The organism is Aliiglaciecola lipolytica (assembly GCF_018860635.1).
GTDB lineage: Bacteria > Pseudomonadota > Gammaproteobacteria > Enterobacterales > Alteromonadaceae > Aliiglaciecola > Aliiglaciecola lipolytica_A.
This window is the reverse complement of the sequence record NZ_JAHKPT010000021.1, coordinates 1-26,330: the sequence shown is the minus strand read 5'-3', so window position 1 is coordinate 26,330 and position 26,330 is coordinate 1. Positions and strand designations below refer to the sequence as shown.

The following is a 26,330-nucleotide window of genomic DNA, read 5'->3' as shown; positions in this document are numbered from 1 at the left end:
GCCTAAAGGCCATGCTACTGTGTGGTTAATACCATAATTCTTTGCGGTCGATTGGCATTTCGGGTGCGATTAATGGGTTATCGATTTGGAAAAAGAATCGTTTGTCCATATTCGAGCGCTCGAAAATATCTTTGAATTCTGCTAAAAATAATTTATCAAATTGGCCGTTGGCGATGGCTTTTTCTAGACCATTTTCTAACAACTTAGCTAATGTACGATTACTTTTATTCACGAAAAAATACATGGCTGCCGGATATTTAATCCCTAAGGTGGGTTCAACCACAATGGATTCATCCATAAAATTGGCGTCGTACTCTTTCCAAACTTCGATTAAAGAACGGGGAACAAAGTCACCTTGATTATTCGCCAGCATAGTGAATAAATTTGAATAGTTTTTAGAGGTTATGACATCAAACCCATTTGACTGTAAGATTTTAGTATCGGGCCAATCAAAACCTTGAATAGGCTTAAATTTGAGCAAGCTTTGCATTGTATCTATGTTCTTAAATTTAGTAAGCCGATTTTTCTTAACTAAAAATACTCGCCAACCAATTAAGCCTTTGTAAATCGGGATTCGAATAGGCAAAAGTCTACTTTCTCTGTCCGTATCAGTCATGCTCCAAACAACGTTAACAGATCTGTTTTCTGCCAATTGTTTTAACGACTTTTCCTGCAACATAACAACATTGGCAGCTTGTAAATTATAGTTAACTCCGGTCTGGTCTAAGGCTAAAGCTAGCAGCTTAACTGGATAGTCTTGGCGGCGATCATCGTCGGACATCGGTCGAGGATAGGTTATTTCCCATGTTGCTGCTGTGGCAACATGGCAAAATACTGACAATATCAACATTCCAATTATCTGTTTCATTGCTTAAACCCCGTGTTGTTTCATCAACTGACTAAATTGTTTTTGTTCGTCATCGACCACTATGATGAGAATCTTAAACAAGTCCACTTCATCTATTTGTAAGGTATAAGAACAATAGCAGTTAAATACGACTTTCTCATTTTGATCGCACAACGCCCATCGCACCTTCACAAAAATAACACTGTCAGATAAGCGCATTGATTGAATTATTTTGGGTGTATATTTGACCACACCACCGGTTTTTAATTTAGCAATGATATCGCCATTAATATTCTCAATTTCACTCTGAGAATGACAAATCATCTTAGTTTCGTCCGTCACTATCACCAGTGGTTTCCCAGAAAATTCTGAAACTTTGCTAACTAAACCTTGCTCCAATGCTTTGCCATATTCACTAAAGAACTTTTCTATTTTTTCCAACGACAACTACTCCATCACTCAATGCCAATGAACTTGTGGGTTTGCAACGACAACCGCCAATTTTTAGCTATACATGTTTTCACCGCCAGTTCAGTTGCTCTTTTTTGCTGACTAATGGGCTGCAAGTAAACTAACGGGGCCGGTGTTTGCTTAGCCCAGACTAACAACTCTTCAAGTTCTTCAATATGTTTTTCCATGGCTATCGGATGCTTGATTTCATTCGCTCGATAAATGGCATCCTCTCTAACCTTAAAACCTCCCTTCATATCGACTTTCGGCGAAACCGTCACCCAGGTCTTTGGGCTTACTTTTATTTCAAAGGTTCCGCTGGTTTCTACTGATACTGAATAACCGTGCTCAAATAAAGCGTCACATAATGGACGCAAATCATACATACAAGGTTCACCACCCGTTAAAATTACATTTTTGGCCTGATAATTTTGCGCTTCGAACAATTTCAGCAATCGTGTAATTGACGTCGAAAACCAATGCTCAGACTCCTGTGATTCGGCCATCACCTGTTCAGCATCTACTTGAAATTGCTGGTCTAAAGTCCAAGTATGTTTGGTATCGCACCAAGCACAGCCAACTGGACATCCTTGTAATCGAACAAATATGGAAGGCACACCGGTTAATGCCCCTTCCCCCTGAATAGACTCGAACACTTCATTTATTTTATATTCTATGGGAGTTTGCAAATAGACTTCCTCTAGCACTTTGACTCGCTTAACGGCATAATTCGCCCTTTCCGGATTGCAGTCAAAGATTTGTAACTGCATTAAAACAACAGATTATAGAGAAGCAAGGCAAATGTCACAAAAGGTAGTGGTAATTTTTTCAGGTGGAATGGACTCATTCACTGTACTTAACAAAGTATTGCAGGAAGGATATGAAGTCTATGCATTGTCTTTTGACTATGGCCAACGCCACAACAAAGAACTGACTTATGCAGCAAATGTATGTAACGAGCTAAATATAGCGCATAAAATCATCGATATATCCGCTATCAACGAACTTATCGGCGGTTCTTCATTAACCTCTGACATTGATGTGCCTGAAGGCCATTACGAACAGGAAAGTATGAAGACCACTGTTGTGCCTAATCGCAATATGATTTTATTGTCGATGGCCGTTGGTTACGCTGTTTCATTGCATGCAAATAAAGTTTTTTATGGCGCTCACTCTGGTGACCATGCCATCTATCCTGATTGTCGACCTGAATTTGTGCATAAGATGAATGATGTGTGCGCTATTGCTAACTACGAAAAGGTTGAAATTGCTTGTCCATATCTGGATGTAAGCAAAACGGCAATTCTCACTGATGGTTTAAAAATGGGCTTGGATTACAATAAAACCTGGACCTGTTATAACGGTCGTGAAAAAGCCTGTGGGAAATGTGGTGCCTGTCAGGAGCGCCTTGAAGCTTTTGCAGACAATAATGCAACCGATCCCCTCGCCTACGAATAATACGAGTAATAAGCATGTCTAATCAAAAACAAAAAATTGTGCTGGCAACAGGCAATAAAGGTAAAGTCAGAGAGTTTGAACGATTGTTAGCAAACTTTCCTTATGAAGTTGTGCCGCAAAGTGAATTTGATCTGCCCGAGGCAGAGGAAACTGGCACCACCTTTGTGGAGAACGCCATCATCAAAGCTCGTCATGCCGCAAAGCTGACTGGCCTGCCTGCCATAGCCGATGACTCAGGCTTAGCAGTAGACGCCCTTGGGGGCGCTCCTGGCGTCTATTCGTCACGATATGCAGCAGCCGATGCCACGGACCAACAAAACGTCGATAAATTGTTGACTGAGTTAGAAGACGTCGCAGATGAAAATCGCAGCGCGCGCTTTTTATGCGTCATTGTATTTATGCAATCGGCCGAAGATCCTACGCCTATTATTTGCCAAGGCGAATGGCATGGACACATCAGTCAAGTACGGCGAGGCGAGAAAGGATTTGGCTATGATCCGGTCTTTTGGGTTTCCTCACAAAACCAAACCGCAGCCCAGCTGCCAGCGGAAGTAAAAAACCGTCTTAGTCACCGTGGTAAAGCCATGTCCAAGCTATTGGCAAGCTTATCCGACAAAATTGGATTAGTGGATTGATCGCCCCACCGCTATCCCTTTACATTCACATTCCTTGGTGTGTACAAAAGTGTCCATACTGCGATTTTAATTCCCATGGCATGAAACAGGCCATCCCGGAAAAAGAGTATGTTCAACATCTATTAGCAGATCTCGAGTTCGATGCTCAACAAGTCAAAGGGCGCACCGTTAACACTATTTTCATCGGTGGCGGAACACCCAGTTTACTAAGTGCTGAAGCACTGAGTACGCTATTGGTGGGGGTGTCACAGCGGGTTAATTTAGCCGCAGATGCAGAAATAACGTTAGAGGCAAACCCAGGCACAGTAGAAAGTCAAAAGTTCAACGATTTTAGCCAAGCGGGGGTTAATCGAATTTCCATTGGCGTGCAAAGTTTTCAGCCTGAAAAGCTCATCGCTTTGGGCCGTATTCACGATGATTCACAAGCCCTAAATGCCGCGCAATTTGCTAGAAACGCAGGCCTGAATAGTTTCAATTTAGACTTAATGCACGGATTACCAAATCAATCTATTGATGATGCGTTGAGTGATTTGAAGATTGCCATTGAGCAAAGGCCACCGCACCTGTCTTGGTATCAACTTACCATAGAACCTAATACCCAATTTCATTCCAAACCACCGACTTTGCCGGATGACGATATCCTTTGGGATATCCAAGAGCAGGGCCAGGCTTTGCTTGATGTCGCGGGATATAAACAATATGAAATCAGTGCCTACAGTCTGCCGGAACAGCAATGTCGACATAATTTAAACTATTGGCGCTTTGGAGATTATTTAGGGATAGGCTGTGGCGCTCATAGTAAAATTAGCGACCCCAAAAGCGGTTTAATAACCCGCACAGAAAAAGTTAAGCATCCTCGGGGTTATATGGATTTAAGTAAAGATTATCGATTTAAAACTTGGCAAGTCACACCTGAAGATGTGCCATTTGAGTTTTTTATGAATCGTTTACGTTTACTAGAGGCTTGTCCGAAACAGGATTACGAAATGCTCACCGGGCAAACTCTGACTAAACCCTTGCGACAAAACTTGGCGTTAGCGGTACAAAAAGGGCTGTTATCAGAGACGCCAAATGCATGGCAATTAACATCTCTGGGCAAACGCTACTTGAACACCTTGCTCGAAACGTTGGTGTGATTTGACTAGATTTTTAGTCAGTCATCTTGGTTTTTGAAGTAATGATGACATTGATGTCTTTCAGCTCCGGAATATTTTCCCGTAAGTTTTCTTCGATTTGATCTAAGTGATTCATTTTTTTACAAAACCAGTGGGCTTTCTTGCGTAAATATTGTGCTTTAGAGCCCACTTGCCTTTCCAATTCCTGTCCCATTGCTTCAATGCGCTGTGACAAATCATCTACTTTTTGCTCGGTTTCTTCGGTGCCACCATCACTTAGGCCACCAATAGCAGACAACACGCCGCCTAAAGAGGTGTTGAAGGCCTTTTCCAACTGCTCTTCTATTTCTTGATCAACTAAATCATTGACGTTTTCTAAGCGCCCGGGGCCGATGTAAAAGTTTTCATTGGCTTGAATGAATTTTTCTTTAATGCGATCTTGCACCCGCTGCAGTGAAGATTGGACTTTTTCGTAATTTGTATTATCGGTGCCAACCAAGCCCTGATAGACGTGCTCTACCGTTTCAACAGCAAGTTGCACACCTTCAGTGGCCAAAATAATCATTTTTGGCACCACATAATGTATTCCAGTGGAGAAGTCTTGCAGATCAGCCAATTGTTTAGGCGCAAGTTGAATAACATCACCAAACACAATCAATTGATTGGTATCATTGATTTGATAAATCGTACGGCTGTTATCATCCACAACACGGATCTGGCGATCGTTCACCACAACACCGTATTTTAGATCAATGTCACATTTGAGATCCGCAAAACTAGTCAGCGGATAAACCAAACATATTATTAACAGCAAAGCTCGCATTCATACATACCAATAATGACTCAGCGTTTATTGTGGACTGAATCTGGTAGGAAAAAAAGTAGTGAATAGACAAGCCGGATAAAATACAAGTTAATCGGCAGTACGCACTAATCTTACAAACACAAATAGGTCTTTTTGTTTGATTGAGTTACTACTATTGAAAAACGCGACAACCCAAGCTCTTTGCGAATCAGACAACGACGGCGTTGAACTCCAATAATCATCTGAAGGGGTATTAGGAAAGCGTGTTTCATTAATCGCAGGTCTTACGCACTGTCTTTCGGTGAGGCTAGACAGTTCTTTTACGTTAGGTAATCGCCATCCGTCTAAACTTGCAAATTCGTAACCATGGGCTTGCTGCAGGGCCTGTTGCCAGGTCAATGCATCGGCATCCCCAGTGCAAGTGCCGTTTTCCCAGGTTTGCCCTAAACTACATTGCATCCACATTAAATCATGATCGGTATCGGTAACAGTGCCGTCGCCGTTATCAATAAATTGGGTTTCAGACGCCGTAGCAGGCGAATCAGACAAACAAGTTTGCGCAGAAACTACACCACTGAGTAACGACATGACACAGGCAACCAGAGTTAATTTCATATTAACGTCCTCCTCGAACTAAGCGTACTTTGCCTAAGGTTGATTTGTTTAAAAAGTTATCATTGCCAGTGGAAAAATCAATGGCCCAAGCGGTTTGTGAAGCATCGTCAGATACGCCATCAGCACTGGGTTGACTGGTCCAATACCAAAGCGGAGATGTCACAAAATCGTCGGTATAAGGAAAGTAATTTAAATCTATTTTGGTCCCCGTAACATTACCGTAGTGAACCAACGAAAGTAGTTCATTATGGGTGGGTAATCGCCAATCATAAAAATTGCAAAGTCCGGCTTGGTTGACCGCTGCTACGAATGACTCGGTATCACATTGATCATTATCGCAGGTTAAACTTAAGCTGCCCTGCGTACCTTCGTAACCACCGTTTAAATCTTCTTGATACCAACTGAACGAATGTTCGGCGCCATGCAATTCACTATCATCGGTTTTCACTTCCCACACCAGACCAGTAGTATTGTCTCGCACACAGCTCCAATCTTGGCTAGTATCATCTTGTTCATCACCAATCGCGTCTAGTTTGGTAAAGTCGAATCCTTGCTCTCCACGTCCGGCTTTTTCTAACAAGCCATTTTCGCTAATGATGTCTTGCCCTCGTTGACCATCTTGACCTGGGAACGCCGACTGATGTTGTGTGCCATTTTGTGTCAAAGAGGCTTGTAAAGTAACGCCTGTGTCATTCATATTGCTAATCGGCAGAGGCTTAATCCGCACGTTGATGCTGTCTTCCACTTCATTTCCGTATGCATCCGTTACCATAAGCGTAAAAGTAACAAGCTCAGTTTGGGTCACTAAAGGCGCGATGGCATAAGTTTTTTCTGCACTACGATTATTAATCACTGGCACTAACTCTGAATCATTTAACCAGTCGAATAGCAACGGAAGACCAGCAGGGATGCTGGTGCTGGCTGCGCCTGTGAGCAGTATGATTTCGCCAGAAAAGACTTGATGATCAACACCAGCGTCGACTAAAGGCTGAGTTTGGCTAGCACTTAGTACCTGCAGCGTAATCGAGGCTGTATCCTGCGCACCTTCTTGATCGGTAACCGTTAATTCGAAGCTTAACGCATTTGCATCATCCAAAATCGGCGTAACAAACGCGATGCTATCACCATCTAAACTCACATTATCTAGCACATTGGTTCCGGCAGTTTGTTGCCAGCGCCATGCCGCTATTGGGTCAAGGCTGTCCGCTGGATCGACATCGCTGCTAGCACTACTATCTAAGGTAATTTCTATGCCTGCAGGGTAGCTACCATTGATAACAGGATTAAGAACTTCGATAAGTGCACTGGGCGCTTCATTAACTGGGTTTATTTGATATTCAACGGTATCAGAGCCCTGATTCCCATTTTCGTCGGTTACCACCAAAGTGAGTACATAAGTTAATATTTCTGTGGCGCTGGGAGCAATAAAAGTTGCTGCGGGTGAATTAGCATCTTCATGGGTAATGGTTAACGCCGGCGAAGCGCTCCAGCTGTATGTTAGCGTATCTGTTGTACCTTGGGCGGTGGCATTAAGCACTACGGTACTTTGCTCATTAACACTTTTATTGGTACCTGCATTTACCAATACATCGGGGGTTGGCTGATTAGTGTCACTATCTAAGGAGCTTCCTGAGCAGCTGGCGAGCAGTAAAACCATAGCGATAACTGCTACTACCTTGTATTGTCTAAGAAATAGTAAGTAATTCAAAAATAACCCCATAATTGATCAATCAATTTTAATCGATTAGCAAATAGATACGTCTGTGCGTCATTGATTTAAGTTTAGCAATTAATATACCAAACAAAGGTTATGGATTTAATAAAGGGTAAAATAAGGGGCTAGTCTAGATTTAACTGTTTCTTAAGTTTTCTTCTAATGCGCTCAATTTGACTTGTACCGACTCCAACCTTTTTTTATTTTCGGCCACATCAGTGACATCGTAAATCATCATGCAAATAGTACTTACCTCACCAGTTGCACTAGCTAACGGGGAAATAGTGATGTTTTGATACATAAAATCTTCACTACCAGTTATAGGACGGTAATTAGGAAATCTAAATAAGAATGGGCGTTGCTCCCAAGTCATGAATGCCCGAGTGCCTAGCTCAAATACCGGGCGCGTTTTGCGGCGAAACCATTGCGGGTGAATATCGGGGAATAATTCAAACAGGCTTTTATTCTGTACCTGACTTGGCAACAAACCGCTGTGGCTTTCCATGAATCCATTCCACACTTTGACCACAAAATCTTGATTCAGCACCACTATACCCACATCAACGTTTTGTACCATATCCATCATCCAATGGAATTCTGCCATTTCGTAATTTATCGGCATGGCTAATCCTCCAGTAGGTGTGAAAGTTTATAGTTCATCACCTGCATCGATTCTTCGGTAAACAACAACACCAAATCACACTGCACGTTGTATCCTTCTAAACCATAACTAAGCTCAATGGCTAAAGTTCTGCGCCACTTAGCCTTATTATGTGAAATAAGCTCGGATACACTTCTGTGTTGGCCCAACACAATGGGGTGCCCTTGACTGAAATTTAAATCAAGCTGATTGGCAAAGCCCCGCAAACATGTACCAATTAAAATGTTGGCGGCATCCATGAGTAATTCGAGTTGCACTTGGTCGTCGATTTCCTCCGTAACATTCATTATTTTAGCCACATCGCCAAAACTTGAATCACTCAGAATAAACAGAGCTTCCCCCGACACCCCGGCCCCTAAAAAGCCCTGACAGATGCCAGAAACAGAGTCTTTATCTTCAATGTCTTGCAGCATCATATGCAGTTCAGACACTTCAATTAGGTTTACATTAGGAATCGGTAGTTTGACGAACACGTTTAACATACGGGCTAAGTGATCGCCCGCCTGCCCCATGGCAATGTTAGTTATTTCTTGATAACAATCACGTATGTCTGCGGGCAAAGAAGAGGCAAGAATTTGCGCTTCTATTTGTTCTTTAGCAATGAATTGGTGTTTAACCAACACTGCATGAATTTGTTCAGGATTGACCGGTTTCTCGATAAACTCGATGGCCCCCAAAGCCTTGACTCTTTCATGGGCTGTTGGCTGCACATCACCAGAGATGACAATAACTTGCGAGTTCAGTTGATTTTTTTGCAGCATTTTCAGCGTTTCATAACCGTCCATTATCGGCATATTGAGATCAAGAAACATTAACTGCCCTTTTCCTTCTTCTATCGCAGTAATTGCTTCTTTACCGTGTTTAGCAAAATGAATCGCAACTTCCCAATCTCGGGGAAGACATTTAGCGACTTGTTTGCGCGCGACCATAGAATCGTCACATATCAACACTGAAAACATATTAATAAATATTCACTATTTAAAACGATAAGACATTGGATGAAATTAAGTCACAACTTAAGGGTAAAAATTTTCAACAAAAGCTAGAAAATTCATTCGCTTGTCAGTTGCTGTATGTTAATAAATAGCAGTGTTTGAAAATAACACCAATTAAAAGCCGTGTTTAATTTGATGGGGATCATGATTAAAGCTGTGATTCGCATATTTTTGATTTTTGCTTACTTACTCAAACTTGTGGCAAATCAATCGCCTGTGCAGATAGTCGATTAAATAAACACAAAGTTTGCAACTAGGAAGAAATTATTCGGTATTTTCAGATAGCCAAGGCGCAAAAAAAAGAGGCTGTGTTTTGCAACTATCAGCCTCAATATAATCCAGGAATTAATACATGTTTAAAAAATGGGTTTCAAAAGCATGTATTCATCGGTTCACTACGCCGATACTTAAATCTATTCATACAATCCGTTGATTTACAGCGAATTGTGACGAAATCACACTATTCTGGGTTAAACACCTCCTTTGCTGTCGTTAACGTTTTTGGTTTGTGGCTTCTATGTCACAAAATCTTCTGTAGCATGGGTTTTAGCCCATGGAACACCAACATTTCCACTAAATCCTTAGCAATGACTATCTTTTTGCCAACCTATTGTCGTAACTGAGATTAACCTTGCGGGCTAAAAATCCAGCAGTTTCATGAGCTTCATGCATTGCCGCAAAATCAACGGCTGATTTACCATTACACACCAACCCTTTGGCTACGGTTTTATAATTTAAATTGCCCGATTTTATGGCTTTTTGAAGTTGTCTGGGATTATCACTCTTTAAAGCCTTGCAAACCTTAATAAGGGAAGCTTCTTGAGATGATGTAAAAGGAGAAGCGGCTAACGCACTATTCGTTGCAAATGCACCCAACATAACCGCTACAAACATTAATCTTTTATTTTTCACGTTATTCAAAAATTTCATTTCAGTTCCACCATTGTTTAACTTTGATTTGTGCCTAAATGAATGTCATTTGGGCTTTTATCCGCCTTAGTAACAACTACCTTTTATTTCCAGAACAAAGCAGACTTGATATTAACCGTAAGAGGAAAAAGCCAATGCGCACAGAAAATATCGCCAAGTTACAGATACATGAGACTAAGAGATAAGCCGTTAAAAAAGTGCGATGGACTATCGTGGAAAACTGTCAATTAACCTGAATTGAACACGCTTTGTTACATACAGGGGAATTTGTATTTAAAGTAGAGCAGCGAAAAAGCCACTGATCAGAGTAAATTAAAGACCAAAGATTTGAATGTAGAAGAATAACGTTGAGGTGATAAAAACAAGAAGCTAGTAAACGTTTAAGAGTAAATAGCAAAGCGGCCAGTTAAAGCCGCCTCGTCAGATCGGCTAAAACGCGTTGTCTTGATGAATCTTGATAAATAGAGGAGAGTCGACTTTGCTGTAATCAATTTTATACTCTTTACCATTCAGGGTTTGCACAAAAATTAATGTTTTTTCATCACCAAACACATCCGTCACAGTCACATCCACTAACTCGATATCTTGCAACTTAGCTTCACGTTTATTTTCCGGTACTTTACCGGTAAATTGCTTCAAGGCTTTGTGTGTTACTAACACTGGCGGGTTTTCTTCACCATTAAGAATAAGTAAATCCAATTTTCTTATTTTGTGAATTATGGTGTTTCTACCACTCACTAAGAAAGGTTTTTCAGTCATAAACGTCTCCGCAATGGCGAATTGCCATTTGTATAATTTTAAATCTGTAACTGTGGTTTGAATGTAACAAAGTTCTTTCTACCTTGCACCCCTATTTAATTGACTTTCAAGCAGATTTGGCAATTCTTACAGGCCCAAATAGAGAATTTAGCTTAGGAGATAATTAACAGTATATAAACATTTATCGTATTAGCGAAAATTTATATGCCGCAAATGTTGGCTCACAGTCAGTTTAATTGAGCAGGACACTATGTCATAATTCCAATTAACATCAGTAGGAATAATCTTTCTACTTCACTTTAAAAATCAAGCCGTTTCTAAGGAATATTTAACGGTTTTCAAGGACGTTTCATACAATGAAAAAACGCTATATTGTTCTCACCATTGTTTTAGCTGCAATTCTTATATTACCTAAATACATCAGCACACAAGTCAGTAGTAACATTGACCAATATATAACTGAAATCAATAAAATTAATGGCTACAACGTAGAAGTTGTAGAATTAAAAGATGGTTGGTTCAGCTCCAATGGCACACTCAAAGTCAAAATTTCATTAGCTCAAATGGCGGCTAATTCAGACATACCTTGGGCTGATGACGATACAGAGGTGTTATTGGACTTTACGTCTCATCATGGTCCAGTGATTTTTACCGATGGATTGGATATCGGCTTGATCAATTGGGAACTAGTTTATAACGGTGATTTATTAAGAAGTAAACTTGATTGGCCAGAAGATACCAATTTCTACGAACTTACCATAGGTAAGGGTTTGTTAGGTGGTATCGATATGGAAGATCGCATTGTGCCATTCTCTGTTATTGAAGAAAGTGAAAATCAGAAAGTCGTTTTTTCTGGTTATCAGGGGGAAGGAGAACAATCAGGTAGTGGCTTTTCGTATGAAGGAGATATGAAGTCGTTTCAGTTTACGTCAGACGAAGGTAAATTCGAAATAGAAAATTTCGAAATTTCAATGGAATCCGAAGGTGAACTATTCGCAGCGATGAGTGGCGAAATATTTGAATCAAATGCGGCAATGAAAATCGATAAAATGAATTTGTTAGCAGTTGGCGAAACGGAACAGTCAGTTAAACTAAAAGAACTATTGTTTTCAGTGGAATCAGAAATTGATGAGCAAGAACAATTCATGAATATCGCTCAGAACTTAAAGATTGAGAGTGTCAAAGCCATGGACTACGATGTGACCGACATTAAATTAGATGTTGAAACAAATCGTATAAGCCTAGTGTTCATCAAAGCATATCAAGAGTTTGCAAAATCCTTATCTGGATTAGACGAATATCAAATGCAGCAACAATCAATGAGCTTCATAACCCAAAACTTGCTACCGCTTTTACAAAGCCAACCACAGCTAAACATCAGCAAACTTTCAGCCAATTTACCGGAAGGAAAGATATCAGGGCACAGCAACAATCAATTAGTTGGAATTGATGCAATGCCAGATGCAACTGCAGACCCTAAATTCTGGATCGATCACACAGTTTCAGAAACGCAACTAGAACTAGATAAAGATGTCGCAAACTTATTATTCACTCGTTACGTGACTAGCCAGTTGCAACTAAACCCACAAACGGCCGAGATGTCACAAGAAGAAATAGAACTTATCGCAGCACAGCAAGTGCCAAACATGATCGAAGGTCTCAAGTTACAAGGCTTTCTAGTGGAAAAGGATGATAAGTTGATATTAGAGTTCTCACTCAAGGACGGAAATGCAGTTTTGAATGGCAATGCTATCCCTTTGCCCTACTAACTTTGCAAAAAACCACGAGAAAAGGTAGCTTAACCGTTACCTTTTCATCGCTCCACAACAAAAACGCACAAATATTAAGCAAACGGTGATATCAGCCATACAAAATAATGACAACGCCAAAAAAACTGCTTATACTGCGCACCGTTTTGGAAATCCAAGTTCCAAACATCCTCAAATGGCCCGATAGCTCAGTTGGTTAGAGCATCCGACTCATAATCGGCAGGTCCCCTGTTCAAGTCAGGGTCGGGCCACCATTTTCAAAGGGTTTAATCGATAGTAACTGCTAACATTACAATTCAATTCAAATTTTTGTAGCTGATTTGTAGCGAAAAAATAAATTACTTTTCTACTATTAGTTTGTAATACTAATATTTAATTCGTTTAATACTAAAGAAATAACGCCATTCCTGCTTTTAATTTTAAGTCGGTTTTCAAGCCAATTTCGGTTTCGGAAGAAATTAAACAATTATCCGTATTTTCATCATTTATTTGAATACTTTGAATTGATGCTGATTTAAAAATGCCGTTGTAATTTACAAATATTTTGTCGCCTACAGAATATTGACCTGAACATACGTTCAAAACGGAGGCATTATTTTTATAGCATTCAACAACCGTTCCGCGCTTAGTAATTATTTCTTTCTCGGCATGCACATTCAATAGATTGCTCTTAGCAAAATCACCTATCGAAAAACAAAGTGTTCTGACAAAGTTACAGAAGAAAAGAAGCTGGTTTGTAGATAAAATTTCGTCTACTTCTCCATGGCTACAATCATTTCTTCGATCAACAAATTCCTTTAAAAGTTTTTGACAAGTTGCGTGTTCAGAATATTCAACTACAGCTCTTATTCTATTACAGTTTTCTAGATAATTAGCAATTTGATGATATCCAACCCTATTAAACAAATCAGAAAGTACGTCCGTTCTAATATTATTGTCATGTGCACAAATAGTTTCCGGTGTAATGCTATATTGTTGCCCTTCTAACGAGCAAAGATATAATTCCTTATGCAAATCTGCTTTGTTTATATGATTGTATTTGTTTTGCGATATTTTTTGTAGTATTTCACCTGTGCCTATTGAATGTCTGTCTCTTAGAATTTCAGGTAGTTCACTATATGGAGTATGTGATTGATAATCCATCAATACGCTTGCAATAAGTTTATGTACGAAAGTTTCATACAAATTGTAAAGTGAATTAAAACAGGCGCTATGGTCATAAATTTTCCATTCCTGTATATCCGGCAATGATTGTTTAAGAAGTGCAACTTTTTTACTTTCCCATTCATTTTCTTTTGGCAGGAATTCAATAATTGCAGACTTAAACTGTAACGTTTTTGTTATAGATAAAATTTTATTTTCGACTGTATTTAGTTGGGCAGAAAACATTTATAAATGCTCATTAATCATATCTGTAAAGATACTTATTCGCCTTATTACGTCGCCTTTAGAGTTTGCCCTTCCTGTAAGCTCGCCTTCAGAATACTTTGAGAATAAATCTTTGGTACTTTGGATAACTGCTGCGCGATTTTTAATTAAATTATTGATATTTAAGTCACTAATAACTACAGACAATCCTACCATTACAGCATCATAAAATGCTTTTGACGGCGCCTTATCCCAGAGGCACTTAACTGGGTCGTAAGTTCTAAATAGTAGCTCTCCATAAATAGCGTCAGCAAGGCAGATAACGTCTTTGAATAATATTGCCAGTTCCGAAAGATCTTTTTTGGGAAATGAAGTAGCTTTTGACATATAAAGATCAAGAAATCCTCTCATCCCATTCCTATATTGATTTGCATGGCGAAGTGCAAAAAATCTCAAAATCATTTCAGTATCTTCCATTTTTTTATAAAAGGTATCTTTATGAATAGGTAGTGAAATAGAAATGTTTCTCTCTTCTTTAGAAAATAAAGGCAAATTCCAAGCTTTCCTAAACTCGTCAATCTCTGCAAGTTCAAATAAAAGTTCATTAAATGGACTCTTATAGAGACAGTTTCTAATTTCTTGCTTTTCCAGTTTAATTCCCCCTGTATTTAGGCGTTCAAAAACTACTTGACGAAGAAAAGTTGCTTCCTCGTCGTCTGGAGCTGACTCTTTCAATAAAACTATTGAAGAAATAGAACGCCGATCGATGCCTGCTTTGACTTTCGAAGGAAGATTGGTGTACATCATGCCATTGAGTTCAGGCCAAAGTTCAAGCCCAGTTAGCGTAAATTTATTCGTATAAAAATCTTTAATTGCTGTTATACGTTGTTGGCCATCCATTACTTCATAAGAGTTAAAATCTCGTTCATAAAGAAATATTGGCGGTACCGGTATATTGATAATGAATGATTCTATTAATTTCGACTGTCTATCTGTATCCCATCTAGATCTACGTTGATAAAAAGGCCTAAGATCCATATAATTTCTATTCTCCAATGCCGTAACGAAATTGGGTAAGCGCTCCCTATTAGACTCCGTGACAATGCGTTGTTCTCCGTTTTCGTACTTCTCATTAATCTCATCTAAGGTCATCTGCTTGGATAATATTTTAGACTGTTCAACCCACAGTTTTTTTTCTGCCTCTACGAAACTATCTGAATTCTCTAATTTCCAAGTTATTTCTTCCAATCTAATCATACTCCTGTCACCATTTAACTTGTTCTGGTTAATTATACTTTCCCGTTACTTTACTATCTCATGGGAAGAAAAAATAGGATAAGTGATTTCCAAAGTAATTATTATCTTTAAATTTTAACAAGTAATAATTGAGTCATTTCGTACGATGAATAGAACATTAAATATCGCCGCGGAATGTTGTAACTTGAGTCCGACGCCAGCTATTAGTGCTCAAATATAATTACGTTATTGGCAGTACAATCGTTTACAGCACTCCAAGTATGAGAACTGAAAAACAATAAAATCCTATCCCACCTATCCCACCTGCCCCAAATTGATAGAGGTGGTATAGGTGAGATAGGTATATCGTTAATCGAAAATATCGCTTTTCTCATGACCAAGTAACGTTGCAAAGCTGTTTTGCATATCTGAGGTTGAAGGAAGTTCGTACATTGCATCACGGCCATGTTTACCATGTTTATCTATCCTCATGCGCTGAATAAGCTTGCCAATCGAACTGCGAATTCTAGGCATTGCAATTTGATAACCATTATCTTCAAGCCATATACGACATCTACTTACCATATCCTTTGTACTTAACCTAACGGCACCGTCAAATGGTCGTTCTTTGCTTAGCTCTTCAAGCATAAACTGCTGATACGGGGAAAGATTATGTAGCTTCTCTTCCAATAACGCTTGTGTGATCGGAGCCCTTCTAGAATCAAATTCAGTTATGTCGTATTTCAACAAAAAGTGGAGAAAATGCGCTGCTCCTTCTTCATTTATCCAATTCCACAAAGGTTTAAAATAATTTTCTTGTTGCGCATAAGTAGATGACGGTTCTAGCACCAGAAAGCGGCGCTCCCTCCCGCCAGCTTTCAGTACCTGATCATGATTACTGGCAAATATAAACCGCGTAAAGCTCGGCATATGAACCGGATCGATTCCTTTTCGCTCTAGACAGACGCGAGGCTCTGTTATCAGTCCCTTTAACTTATCGGCAGTTCTCGGATCGGTTAGGTCCACTTCATCTGCAAAAACAAGCTGTTGATTGGCAACAACACTATTAAATCGTCCTGTTAATTGGTATGCGCCATTAACTTGTGAAGCATGCGTTCCCAATATACGTTTAAGTAGGTCAAAGAAAGTTCCCTTTCCTGTTCCCTCTACCGATTTTAAGACAATAGCAACTCCGGGCTTTTCCATTGGTTTTTGTACAAGGTGCGCTAACCATCCTAATACAAACTCATATGCTTTTTTATCCCCCGAACAGATAACTTCTTGTATATGAAAAAGGAATATGCCTATATCCCCCTTCTTTGGAGCAACTGCAAATCCTTCATACAAATTGTAGACACTCTCAGGGCACAGCTCCGGTGAAGGATAAAAATTCAAACCGTCAGGCTTATAATTTTTACCTTTCCATTTCAGCCATGCTTCGCCTTGGTTTAATCCTGCAATTTTTTCTTCAGTTAGAAACCGGTTTTTATAATCGGCCAAACTTTCTAAGCTTAATGTACTTCCAATTGTTGGACATACAATCTTAGAAGCTACTTTATGTTTGCCGCCCACTACAACATGAGCATAAGTTTTGTTCAGTTGACGCAGTTTCGTAAGATCGTCTTCCGTCAAAGATTTACCGTTAACGGTATTAATTCCGTATACGGGATTTAATATTGATGATTCCCCCGTTACGGTTAAAGGATTTAACGGTGGTGATTCTTCCGTTACGTTAACGGTGTTTTTGAATGAAGATTTATCAATTAAATTTTTCATTACCTACTCCCTGTTAAATGGGATAGTTTTGAAAACCCTTCTAGCCAAGCATCTAAATCATCACGAAGGTAACGGACTGAGCGTCCTATTTTGATGAATGGCGGTGCCGGTGTGCGATTGTCACGATTGCCTTCCATTCTTGCTTGGCGCAAGAACGAACGGCTCATGCTGATGTATTCTGATGCTTCTATTTCTGATAGTGCTCTTTTTCGGTTGTTCAACATAACTTGGTACTCCTGAGTTGTTGTTTAGTGAACAACTAGGAACATACACGGGTAAAATATGCGATTAAGCTCAGCGTTAAGTTGATTAAGCTCAGCGTTAATATTTAGTTGAAATTTAGTTGTTTTTTAACTTTTTTCCTTAGTCGAGTTAATGTTGGCCCCATGCTTGGAAACTGAAAATAGTCATCATTTCCATAACGACTTGTCCAACAAACTTCGGTAGCTGAAATTGACCTTAGAATGTTGTAATTATCATAATCTCGATCTCCTTCATCAGTCGCTACCTCTCTTTCTAACACAGCCCATGCGGCTTTGGCAGAAATTGCCAAATCATCTTTTAGCATCATACAAAGTAATTGATTAAAGTCGTTGCCGATTGGAACATCAAATTCAAAATTGAAATCCCTCTTTATTTCATGACCTGTTTCCCTTGCACTTTCAATTGCTACTTCTGTCGGTATTGGCGGCTCTTCATGGGCAATAAGTAACTGTTTAACATGTTCAGTTTGATGATCGGTAACAATAAGGTCTTGGAGAGTGAATTTACGATAACATTTTTGCAATTGCCCAAAAGTCGATGTTATTAGGAAGGATTCTAAACCGCTTATGGGAAGTTCAGCATATTCGTGACTATCCCAATTAGTAAGTACTTCATTTGGTAAATAGGTATCAAAAGGATATATGTTAGATGAAAATTTTAGTCCTTTAAGTTCATCTAAAATTACATGACATGTAGTTATGTTTTGATTTCTTAAAATATCTTTTTTAGAATTTTTAACCAGTCGAATTAAACCTGAATAACGGCCTACCGTCAGTCCTGTATAAGTAGTTACTGAATTTGACTCTAATACCTCGGCTTGTCTTGCCAACTCATCCCAATCATTTGGTAAATCACTTAAGTTTTGGTCAGAAAACAGGCTATTTGCTGAGATAATTACAACTGGTTGGTCATATACTTTTGCGTAAAGATCTTCCTTGAAGTTTTCTACTATGTACTCATAGTCTTCTAAATGAATCTCTGTGTTTCGTGACAATTCACTGATTCTATAATATTTTTTTTTAAACATGCCTGTAAGAAACCGCTTTTGTTATATCCCCTTGTACTTGGGAGTATATACAAATAACAACAGGTAAAGAACTTACCTATATAATTAAATATCGAAAAGCCATTGAGATATAGAAAATGATTCTTAAGGACAAGCAGATAGTAAATGCTATTGATCCGCGCACGGTTGCAGGCCAACAACAGGAAAAAGATGTCGCGTTTTACTTACGAAGGGCTTTTAAAGACCACAAGAAAGTACACGTTATTAATGATTTTAGTTTTACCTATAACGGTGAAAATGCACAAATCGACCATTTGGTTGTTTACCCATTTGGTTTCGTTTTGATTGAATCCAAAAGTATCAATGGCGAAGTTCATGTTAATAAAGAAGGGGAATGGTCAAGAACAGTTGGTAATAAATGGACTGGAATGGCCTCACCGATAAAGCAGGTTGAACTACAGCAAAAATTGCTAAAAGAATATTTACACGAACATAGATTGGAAATACTCCCAAAACTTTTTGGCATCAAAGCTCAAAGTTTCGGTATGCGTTGTTGGCATAATATATGTGCAATATCGAGTAACTCCATGATCGCTAGAGATAGCATTCCTAAAAATATATCTGAACAAGTAGTCAAAACTGAGTTTATAGCCGACAAGCTCAAGAAGGTGATGAAACTAAGAAACAAAATCGTAACGACTTTGACACTTGATAGCAGAGCAGATTTTAATAAAGATGAACTAAAATCGATTTGTGATTTTCTAGTTCAAAAATCAAAACCAGTGCCCAAAAAAGTTGAAAAGTCAGAAACTAACAGTAATTTGGGGGGGATTACTCAAAAGCCTTTAATTCGGTGCAAAAATTGTGACGAATCAAAAGACTTAACGCCTCAACATGGCCGCTATGGTTACTTTGTTAAGTGCAACAAGTGTGACACTAACACATCAATGAAGATGCCCTGTCCTGAATGTAAGAGCAAAAATACTAAAGTATCGAAATTGAAAGAAACTTACTCGGTGAATTGCCAAGACTGTTTATCGAAAAGTCCAATAATTTGAAATTAATTGGCTCTTAGTATCAACACGCTTTTGAATTTTAGTTATAGCAGAATATTTAAAGGTTTTATAGCAAGTTTAGTCATTCAGTTTTAAGTCCTTAGCTTATACCTCTATTACCGTTGTAAACGAATAATTTCATGATAACCTGAGCATACATGCAATAGTTAGTATGCAAACTTCATTGATCCCCTTCTTCGTTTTGTAAGCTTTTATTAAAGGATTTAATAGATATGAAAATTATCGAAAGGAAAGAGCTTTATGAAAAATTATATTTTCATGAGCTAGATGTCAGAGAAAAGTTGTTAGGTAGGTTAAAGCTCCCTATGACTGCATTTGCTATTTTAACAGCCATGGCATTCTTCTTATTTAATGACAATATAAAAGAAAAAGTAGATGAACAAAGCTGTATCTTTATAACAATTTACATAGTTGGTTGCATTACGCTTTTATTGTCAATATTCTTCTTTATAAAATCTTGGTATGGCTATACTTATAAAATGATTCCGAATGCAGTTGTTATAGAAAACTACTATCAAGAGATATATGACTTCTATTTTATTCAAGATAAAGATAAGTATGAGAAATGGACAAATGAGGCATTCGATGAGTACCTTCTTACTATGTTTAGAGATTACGCAGCATTTAACACTGTGAACAATGATAAAAAATCTTACAACCTTTATCTGAGTAATACGGCAATGCTAATATCATTATTGTTATTATCCATTGCTTATTACCCTTACTTTTCGCTCATTTAACTAAGATTCAAAGGAAAAATTTATGACTCAAAAACCAGCTCCGCCTCCGCCTCCGCCACCTCGAAATGTTAAAGGTCAGAATCCAATTCCTCAACCAAAACCAATTCCAAGTCCACAAAGGTAGAGCTAGACTAAGTTGGATAAATATGGCTGGCAAGCATTATTGCCAGCGGCCTTTGCCGCTTCGCATTATCTGAAATATCTAAAAATAAACGTTAAAGTTTGTAATGGCTTACTGGATTTGAAAACTTACCATCAAGCGGATAAAGCAATTACTCTAATAATTTTTAATTTGGAGCGCAAGAAAGTCGGATCTCAAATAGAGATACCAAGTCCCTTATGTATAAGTCCTAATACCTAATAATAGCCTGTATTTTGAAACTATGAAAGCATATTTCCCTGACGGAAACTTAATTATTGGTCGAAAAATATTCTAAAGCTTTTAAGTAAGATTATTAAAGAACCTTGAACTTTTATTTTTTATAAACTCTTTTAGCCTTATTAGAATCTTTAAAAAAGAAAAAGTAATCAAGTGTGGTAATTGTGTCACCATAATAGTCACTCTTATATACAGATAATTACATTTATATTTCACCTGCTTTGTATAACTTTTTAAAAATCAGAAGCTAGACATTTCTTAACCTGACAAAAATGATGTTGCTATAAATTTGACTCAGAAATTATCTGCATAAATGTGAAATTCGCTTTTGTGAATTAATAGTAATTTTAACAAAAATTTAGTTTTCTTTTTAGGGAAATGTTGACAATATAAAAACTGAACAAGCCAAAAAAGATCAATATTGGGGGTTCAGATACTATATAAATATTTCTTACAAGAAGCGTACTGTAAACGGGATGATCATTTTCACGAAGATCTGAAGCATCTTCGTACAAACTGCTCATCAGGACAAAGTCATCAGCTTGATATCCGAAAGTAGGACTATTTTTGTTATCATTAAAATAAACATAACCAACCGTTCCGTCTTGATTTAAGAATAAAGCTTGAGCTTGATTCTCCTCAATGTAGGTGTTAGCTGCGTATTTATGATTATAACCCATCACATCAAATACACCTTCCCATATAGAATCGCTATTTGCTTCATTTGACGAATCATCAGATGCGGACAAAAAATGGAATTGTTCGTCAATAACAACCTCGAATTCGGCACCTTTTCCAAAGAAAGCGTTGAGCCATAGTTTATACGCCTCCTCCCTAGTCGCTAACCTCCAGTCAGAATACTTTCTCCCTGATGCTAACAAAGCAATTGTTTCATCGAAAGTGTAGAAATTATTAACACCAAACCGCATCCACTCTAGATCTGTATCTGTATCAACAAATGAATCAATTGAACTTCTAATCATTACAGCATGAACGTTAGTGCAAAAAAATAGCCAAAGATAAATTACAAAATGTTTTTTTATCACCTTAGAAAACTTCCATATTTTAATAAATTAATTAGCATTATTTAAATAGAATAAATGGTTTAGTAGTAATTTGATATAGAAAATTAGTTCAACAAGCTCACTGCTATTGCTTTATGCTCTGGCGCTAAATGCGCATAACGCAATGTCATATCTAAATTACTATGCCCTAGTAGTTCACGAACGGTATTGAGATCCGCTCCAGCCATAACTAACTTGCTGGCAAAATGGTGTCTTAAGTCGTGGAACCGGAATTTGGTTATCCCAGCTTCTTCCAATAGGTTGCCCCAGCATTTTTTAATGTCTGTTATATGATTGCCGTTTTCACCTTCGAAAACGTACCCATTAGCTTTAGCTATTTCATTTACCCCTTTAGTGTCTGTTAAAGCTAAAGGGGTATCAATAGCTTTAGCCTGATTTACATCGGCTAACCAGTTTTTAAAGGCTTGTTTGGCATTTTGGTTAAGCGGTACATAGCGAGTTTTGCCCGATTTAGCATTTGAACCTGAAATAGTTAAAACATCATTAACTAGATTTACGTTTTCCCAGCGCAATGAAAGTAACTCGCCTTTTCTTAATCCAGTATTCATTGCAATAATGATTATTGGCTCTAAGTGATCAGCATAGTTGCAGTCTCTCAATTCAAGCAAAAGTGGGTAGCCTCTTTGCTGCCTGAATAGATTGGCAGTTTCTCTTTCGTCTTTAATGCGTTTGTCTCGTTTTTGCAAAGTAGCTAATAACTCTTGCTCTTCCATTTTATCTAGAAATCTTACAACAGCATTGTCTACACGAAGTGCTTTTACTTTTGATAAATCATGGTTAGGAATCAAACCCCATTCAACGGCACGGCTCATTGCACCCTTCAATGAGTTTACATAACCATTAATCGTTGCTGGCTTAATGCCGGTTTTACGTTTTTCGTTTCGCCACTTTTCAATGGTCCAAGCATTAATGGTAGATAGCTGACTAGTGAGCAAATTTGGAAACCCTGTTTTAATACTCTTCACTATTCTTGCTGCGGTTTTTTCATTTCTGGTTTCTAGCCAAGGTAAGTACTTTTCATCAAGAAAAGATTCTAGCTTGGTTAGCTTTGCCAGTTTGGTATCTTCTCTGGCAGTCTTTTTAACTGCTTGTATGTCTACACCGTTGGCAACCTCACCAGCTTTAGCTTTTGCTAAGTCTCTTGCTTGGCTGGGCGTGATTTCGCCATAAATGCCTAGCTTGTAGTTAACCTGTTTACCGTTATACCTGTAGTACAAGTAAAAGGTAATTTTGCCTTTTGGGCTAATAAGAGCATGAAAACCTGGGACCTCAGTATCATTGACCCGCTTATCATCGACGACAAGGGCCTTGATACTGGAAATAGTTATCTTTTCTCGCTTTGCCATTTTTGTCCCTTTTTTCAGCTCTTTCAAATTTTATAGCAGATATATAGCGCTATAATTATGCTTCGAAGAATTAGAAAGAACAACCAAGAACAAAGGTAAACTTTTATCTTATTGTATTAATTGAATTTATTTTAACTTTGGAGGATTTTACTGTTCATTGAAATTCACTGAAAAACACCCAAAATTCGCGCTCATAATCGGCAGGTCCCCTGTTCAAGTCAGGGTCGGGCCACCATTTTTTCTATATAAATCGGCTCTACCCAATAAACGGGGATCAGCATTCATCTTACCCGATTGATAACACCATCCCGACCACAATGGGTCATCACTCTTATTTGATAGTTTTCGAATAATTGACGAGATTCAACATTCAAAGATCAATAGCTGCATTACTAAGTGTCTAAAAACACGGTCTCCAACCAATCAATAAATACTTTTACCCGCGAAGCATGCTGCCTATTGCGTGGGTACAAAATAGATACTGGGGAAGGAGTGGGAGGATAATTTTCCAGTATTGGAATCAATGTACCGTTTTTTATATCTGATTGAACATGATAACGAGGAACCTGGACAATACCTAGGCCTAGTCTCGCCGCAGCCACTAATGATTCGGCAGCATTAACGGTCAGTGATATTTTGGGAGAGACGGTTTTTATCGTGCCTTCAATGCAGAACTCCAGCGGCGTTGCCACGCTACTTCCCGTAGCCCGAAAACCAACGATTTTGTGGGTTTTGAGATCTTTTATACTAGCTGGGGTACCAAATAGCCTCAAATATTCGGAAGAGGCCACTGTTACCTCTTCCAATAACACAATTTGTTTGCTCACTAAGTCTTCTACTTTTGGCGTTCCAACCCGAATGACACAATCAATACCTTCACGAATGACATCTGAAAACCGGTCACCCTCACTCATATACAGCTCAATGTCCGGGTAAGCGGTTAGAAATTGCGGGAGTTTAGGCATTAAGAAGTGGCGAGCCAACGTACCATGTACATCGACCCGTAATCCTCCTTTGGGCTTTGCCCCTGAAAATACGGTCTCTGCATCATCAACGTCTTGGATTATCGATAAACATCGTCGATAAAATGCTTCACCATCTATAGTTGGAGTGACTTGTCGCGTCGTTCTCTCAAGTAAAACAACACCAATTCTTTTTTCAAGCCTCTTCACCACATCGGTCACTGTGGAACGGGCAATATTCAAGTCTTCGGCGGCTTTGGTAAAGCTCTGTCTCTCCAAGACCCGCGTAAACACGCGCATAGCATCGATTCTGTCCATTATTATTCATAATTTTCGGATAGTCATTCCGAATATTAGCTAATTATTCGGAATATGAAAAATGATACTTTCTCAATCGCTCAAACAAACAATCTTTTCTGAGGAATAATTATGATAAGTATTAACAAAGTAGCTTTAATAACCGGCGCTTCAAGAGGTATCGGGGCCAGTATCGCTAGACGCTTGGCAAATGATGGGTTTGCCGTAGTGGTGAATTATGTAGGCAGTGAAAACGCTGCAAGAAATGTAGTTACACAAATTACAGAGGCTGGTGGCCGCGCAATTGCTCACCAAGCTGATGTATCTAATGCCGCTTCGGTGAGTACCATGTTCGACCAAGTGGAATCAACATTAGGGAATGTTGAGGTGTTAGTGAACAACGCTGGAATTATGGATCTTCAACCTCTTGCCAAAGCGGATGCACAACACGTCGACAGACAAATTGATATTAATCTCAAGGGGACGATAAATACTCTGCGAGAGGCTTCAGTCCGGCTTAATCATGGCGGACGTGTGATCAACTTTTCGACAAGTGTGGTGGGTCTCAAACTAGAGAATTACGGTGTATATGCTGCTACAAAATCGGCTGTAGAAACCCTAACGGCAATTATGGCCAAAGAGATGCTTGGAAAATATATTAGGGTTAACGCCGTGGCTCCGGGGCCGACAGCAACTGAATTGTTTTTAAACGGCAAATCGGACGAGTTGATAGACCGTATGGCCAAAATAAATCCGCTTGGGAGACTTGGAACACCAGATGATATTGCATCTGTAGTGTCGTTCTTGGCAAGTACAGATGGGGGCTGGATCAATGGTCAAGTAATACGTGCCAATGGCGGAGTCATTTAAGGAGTCCCCCATATCAAAAAGGTAATTTGGGTTACTTGATGATCTCGTGGATTCGTATTATTCATGGACAGCCACATATTTATTATGATTCATGGACAGCCACAAACTAGACTCTTAGGATATTATTCATGGACAGCCACAAACTAGACTAGAACTAGACTCTTAGGAAAATAGAATCAACTATGCTTTAGTATGATTAATTCAGGGAGTGAATTATGCCACTGGCAAGGAAGCGACAAATCAATCTTTCAGATACTCCTTATTATCATTGTGTATCCCGATGTGTCCGGCGTGCCTTTTTGTGTGGTGAAGATGAACTGACAGGGAAAAGCTATGAGCATCGTCGCCAGTGGGTAGAAGACAGGTTATTGTTTTTAACCACCGTATTTGCCATCGAAGTTTGTGCCTATGCAGTGATGAGCAATCACACCCATGTGGTTTTACATGTGAATGCTGACAAAGCTAAACATTGGACGGATACAGAGATTGCTCAGCGCTGGCACAAGCTTCACAAAGGAACCTTGCTCTCACAGAGGTTAACCTCAAAAGAAGCTCCCGTGTTCACAGACGATGAACAAATCACACTCCAGTCAACCTTGTCCGTTTATCATAATCGCTTAACCGACATTAGCTGGTTTATGCGAGAATTGAATGAGCCTATTGCTCGACAAGCTAATCAAGAGGATGACTGTACCGGTCACTTTTGGGAAGGGCGATTCAAGTCACAAGCACTATTGGATGAACATGCATTGGCAGCTTGCATGGTGTACGTAGACTTAAACCCTATCCGGGCAAAAATGGCAACAACCCCAGAGTCATCTAACCACACTAGTGTGAAACGCCGTATTCATGATTTTAAGAAAGGTTATCAGCCATCTACGTTAATGCCCTTTGTTGGCAACCCAAAACAGCCACAACCGCAGGGACTAATGTTCGATTTAGTCGAATATCTTAAGTTGGTTGACCTATCTGGTCGCAGTCTTAATCCCAATAAAAGAGGGGCAATTGATATGAGTGAATCACCCATATTGCAACGTTTAGGGTTGGATGAACACACCTGGCAAGATATGTTTCTAACATTTGAAACTAATTTTAGTGTGGCTGCTGGGCAAACAGACACTTTAAAGCGTTACAAGCGAAAACGTCGGCAAAAAAATTCTGTAGGCTAACGA

At 39.0% G+C, this 26,330-nt stretch carries 26 protein-coding genes and 1 tRNA gene; 9 read left to right on the top strand and 18 right to left on the bottom strand.

Going from position 1 to position 26,330, the window contains the following annotated elements:
• Positions 1–25 precede the first annotated feature (25 nt).
• Genes KO530_RS08645 through queE form a run of 3 tightly spaced genes read right to left on the bottom strand, consistent with a single transcriptional unit; the run spans position 26 to position 1,986 of the window.
• Entirely contained in the window at positions 26–868 is an 843-nt protein-coding gene (locus KO530_RS08645) for a transporter substrate-binding domain-containing protein (protein WP_216048022.1), read from the bottom strand.
• 3 nt (positions 869–871) lie between these two features.
• Positions 872–1,288: a hypothetical protein gene (locus KO530_RS08640; RefSeq protein ID WP_216048021.1), complete on the bottom strand. Its 417-nt coding sequence runs from the start codon at positions 1,286–1,288 to the stop codon at positions 872–874.
• Positions 1,289–1,302: 14 nt separating this feature from the next.
• Positions 1,303–1,986, bottom strand: coding sequence for a 7-carboxy-7-deazaguanine synthase QueE (queE, locus tag KO530_RS08635; RefSeq protein WP_252729112.1), 684 nt, complete (start codon positions 1,984–1,986; stop codon positions 1,303–1,305).
• A gap of 112 nt (positions 1,987–2,098) precedes the next feature.
• Between queE and queC the strand changes: the two genes are divergently transcribed.
• Genes queC through hemW form a run of 3 tightly spaced genes read left to right on the top strand, consistent with a single transcriptional unit; the run spans position 2,099 to position 4,526 of the window.
• Complete coding sequence (gene queC, locus KO530_RS08630; protein ID WP_216048019.1) at positions 2,099–2,755, top strand: 7-cyano-7-deazaguanine synthase QueC; 657 nt, start codon at positions 2,099–2,101, stop codon at positions 2,753–2,755.
• A 14-nt stretch (positions 2,756–2,769) separates the two neighbouring features.
• Positions 2,770–3,390, top strand: coding sequence for an XTP/dITP diphosphatase (locus tag KO530_RS08625; RefSeq protein WP_216048018.1), 621 nt, complete (start codon positions 2,770–2,772; stop codon positions 3,388–3,390).
• Positions 3,387–4,526, top strand: coding sequence for a radical SAM family heme chaperone HemW (gene hemW / locus KO530_RS08620; RefSeq protein WP_216048017.1), 1,140 nt, complete (start codon positions 3,387–3,389; stop codon positions 4,524–4,526). Before KO530_RS08625 ends, hemW begins: the two co-directional genes overlap by 4 nt.
• A 13-nt stretch (positions 4,527–4,539) precedes the next feature.
• Here the strand turns inward: hemW and KO530_RS08615 are convergent, their stop codons facing one another.
• From KO530_RS08615 to KO530_RS08585, 7 genes are all read right to left on the bottom strand, one after another.
• Complete coding sequence (locus KO530_RS08615; protein WP_216048016.1) at positions 4,540–5,328, bottom strand: DUF2884 family protein; 789 nt, start codon at positions 5,326–5,328, stop codon at positions 4,540–4,542.
• Positions 5,329–5,418: 90 nt separating this feature from the next.
• Positions 5,419–5,925, bottom strand: coding sequence for a DUF1566 domain-containing protein (locus tag KO530_RS08610; protein WP_216048015.1), 507 nt, complete (start codon positions 5,923–5,925; stop codon positions 5,419–5,421).
• Between the two features lies 1 nt (position 5,926).
• Positions 5,927–7,633, bottom strand: a complete 1,707-nt coding sequence (locus KO530_RS08605; protein ID WP_252729059.1) for a DUF1566 domain-containing protein — start codon at positions 7,631–7,633, stop codon at positions 5,927–5,929.
• Between the two features lie 142 nt (positions 7,634–7,775).
• Entirely contained in the window at positions 7,776–8,261 is a 486-nt protein-coding gene (locus tag KO530_RS08600) for a PAS domain-containing protein (protein WP_216048013.1), read from the bottom strand.
• Between the two features lie 2 nt (positions 8,262–8,263).
• Entirely contained in the window at positions 8,264–9,259 is a 996-nt protein-coding gene (locus tag KO530_RS08595) for a response regulator (protein WP_216048012.1), read from the bottom strand.
• Between the two features lie 627 nt (positions 9,260–9,886).
• Positions 9,887–10,225: a DUF3718 domain-containing protein gene (locus KO530_RS08590; protein WP_252729057.1), complete on the bottom strand. Its 339-nt coding sequence runs from the start codon at positions 10,223–10,225 to the stop codon at positions 9,887–9,889.
• Between the two features lie 429 nt (positions 10,226–10,654).
• Positions 10,655–10,984 (bottom strand): hypothetical protein, encoded by a 330-nt coding sequence (locus tag KO530_RS08585; RefSeq protein ID WP_216048011.1) that lies wholly within the window; start codon positions 10,982–10,984, stop codon positions 10,655–10,657.
• A 356-nt stretch (positions 10,985–11,340) separates the two neighbouring features.
• On the opposite strand from KO530_RS08585, the gene KO530_RS08580 reads away from it, so the two are divergent.
• Together KO530_RS08580 and KO530_RS08575 are read left to right on the top strand one after the other, a co-directional pair.
• Positions 11,341–12,753, top strand: a complete 1,413-nt coding sequence (locus tag KO530_RS08580) for a YdgA family protein (protein ID WP_216048010.1) — start codon at positions 11,341–11,343, stop codon at positions 12,751–12,753.
• A gap of 177 nt (positions 12,754–12,930) precedes the next feature.
• Positions 12,931–13,007 (top strand) — tRNA-Ile (locus tag KO530_RS08575).
• A gap of 133 nt (positions 13,008–13,140) precedes the next feature.
• Here KO530_RS08575 and KO530_RS08570 read toward each other — a convergent pair.
• The 5 genes from KO530_RS08570 to KO530_RS08550 all read right to left on the bottom strand — a co-directional run bounded on the left by KO530_RS08570 (position 13,141) and on the right by KO530_RS08550 (position 18,424).
• A complete protein-coding gene (locus KO530_RS08570) occupies positions 13,141–14,142 on the bottom strand; it encodes an MAE_28990/MAE_18760 family HEPN-like nuclease (RefSeq protein WP_216048009.1) in 1,002 nt (333 codons plus the stop codon).
• Positions 14,143–15,369, bottom strand: coding sequence for a GmrSD restriction endonuclease domain-containing protein (locus KO530_RS08565; protein WP_216048008.1), 1,227 nt, complete (start codon positions 15,367–15,369; stop codon positions 14,143–14,145).
• A 357-nt stretch (positions 15,370–15,726) separates the two neighbouring features.
• Entirely contained in the window at positions 15,727–17,133 is a 1,407-nt protein-coding gene (locus KO530_RS08560; RefSeq protein WP_216048007.1) for a DUF5906 domain-containing protein, read from the bottom strand.
• The gene (locus tag KO530_RS08555; protein ID WP_216048006.1) at positions 17,133–17,357 is read right to left on the bottom strand and encodes a helix-turn-helix transcriptional regulator; all 225 of its coding nucleotides are present in this window, start codon (positions 17,355–17,357) and stop codon (positions 17,133–17,135) included. The genes KO530_RS08560 and KO530_RS08555 overlap by 1 nt, the downstream gene beginning before the upstream one ends.
• Before the next feature lie 104 nt (positions 17,358–17,461).
• Positions 17,462–18,424, bottom strand: a complete 963-nt coding sequence (locus KO530_RS08550; RefSeq protein WP_216048005.1) for a hypothetical protein — start codon at positions 18,422–18,424, stop codon at positions 17,462–17,464.
• Positions 18,425–18,540: 116 nt separating this feature from the next.
• Between KO530_RS08550 and KO530_RS08545 the strand changes: the two genes are divergently transcribed.
• A complete protein-coding gene (locus tag KO530_RS08545; RefSeq protein WP_216048004.1) occupies positions 18,541–19,461 on the top strand; it encodes a nuclease-related domain-containing protein in 921 nt (306 codons plus the stop codon).
• Between the two features lie 230 nt (positions 19,462–19,691).
• A complete protein-coding gene (locus KO530_RS08540) occupies positions 19,692–20,219 on the top strand; it encodes a hypothetical protein (protein ID WP_216048003.1) in 528 nt (175 codons plus the stop codon).
• A gap of 726 nt (positions 20,220–20,945) precedes the next feature.
• On the opposite strand, the gene KO530_RS08535 is transcribed toward KO530_RS08540, so the two are convergent.
• The 3 genes from KO530_RS08535 to KO530_RS08525 form a co-directional block, all read right to left on the bottom strand.
• Positions 20,946–21,644, bottom strand: a complete 699-nt coding sequence (locus tag KO530_RS08535; RefSeq protein WP_216048002.1) for a hypothetical protein — start codon at positions 21,642–21,644, stop codon at positions 20,946–20,948.
• Between the two features lie 83 nt (positions 21,645–21,727).
• Positions 21,728–23,029 carry a site-specific integrase gene (locus tag KO530_RS08530; RefSeq protein ID WP_216048001.1) on the bottom strand — a complete coding sequence of 434 codons (1,302 nt, stop codon included), beginning with the start codon at positions 23,027–23,029 and terminating at the stop codon, positions 21,728–21,730.
• 392 nt (positions 23,030–23,421) lie between these two features.
• A complete protein-coding gene (locus KO530_RS08525; RefSeq protein WP_216048000.1) occupies positions 23,422–24,309 on the bottom strand; it encodes a LysR family transcriptional regulator in 888 nt (295 codons plus the stop codon).
• 111 nt (positions 24,310–24,420) lie between these two features.
• On the opposite strand from KO530_RS08525, the gene KO530_RS08520 reads away from it, so the two are divergent.
• A complete protein-coding gene (locus tag KO530_RS08520; RefSeq protein ID WP_252729055.1) occupies positions 24,421–25,158 on the top strand; it encodes an SDR family oxidoreductase in 738 nt (245 codons plus the stop codon).
• A 215-nt stretch (positions 25,159–25,373) separates the two neighbouring features.
• Positions 25,374–26,327, top strand: coding sequence for a transposase (locus KO530_RS08515; protein WP_216047999.1), 954 nt, complete (start codon positions 25,374–25,376; stop codon positions 26,325–26,327).
• Positions 26,328–26,330: the final 3 nt, after the last annotated feature.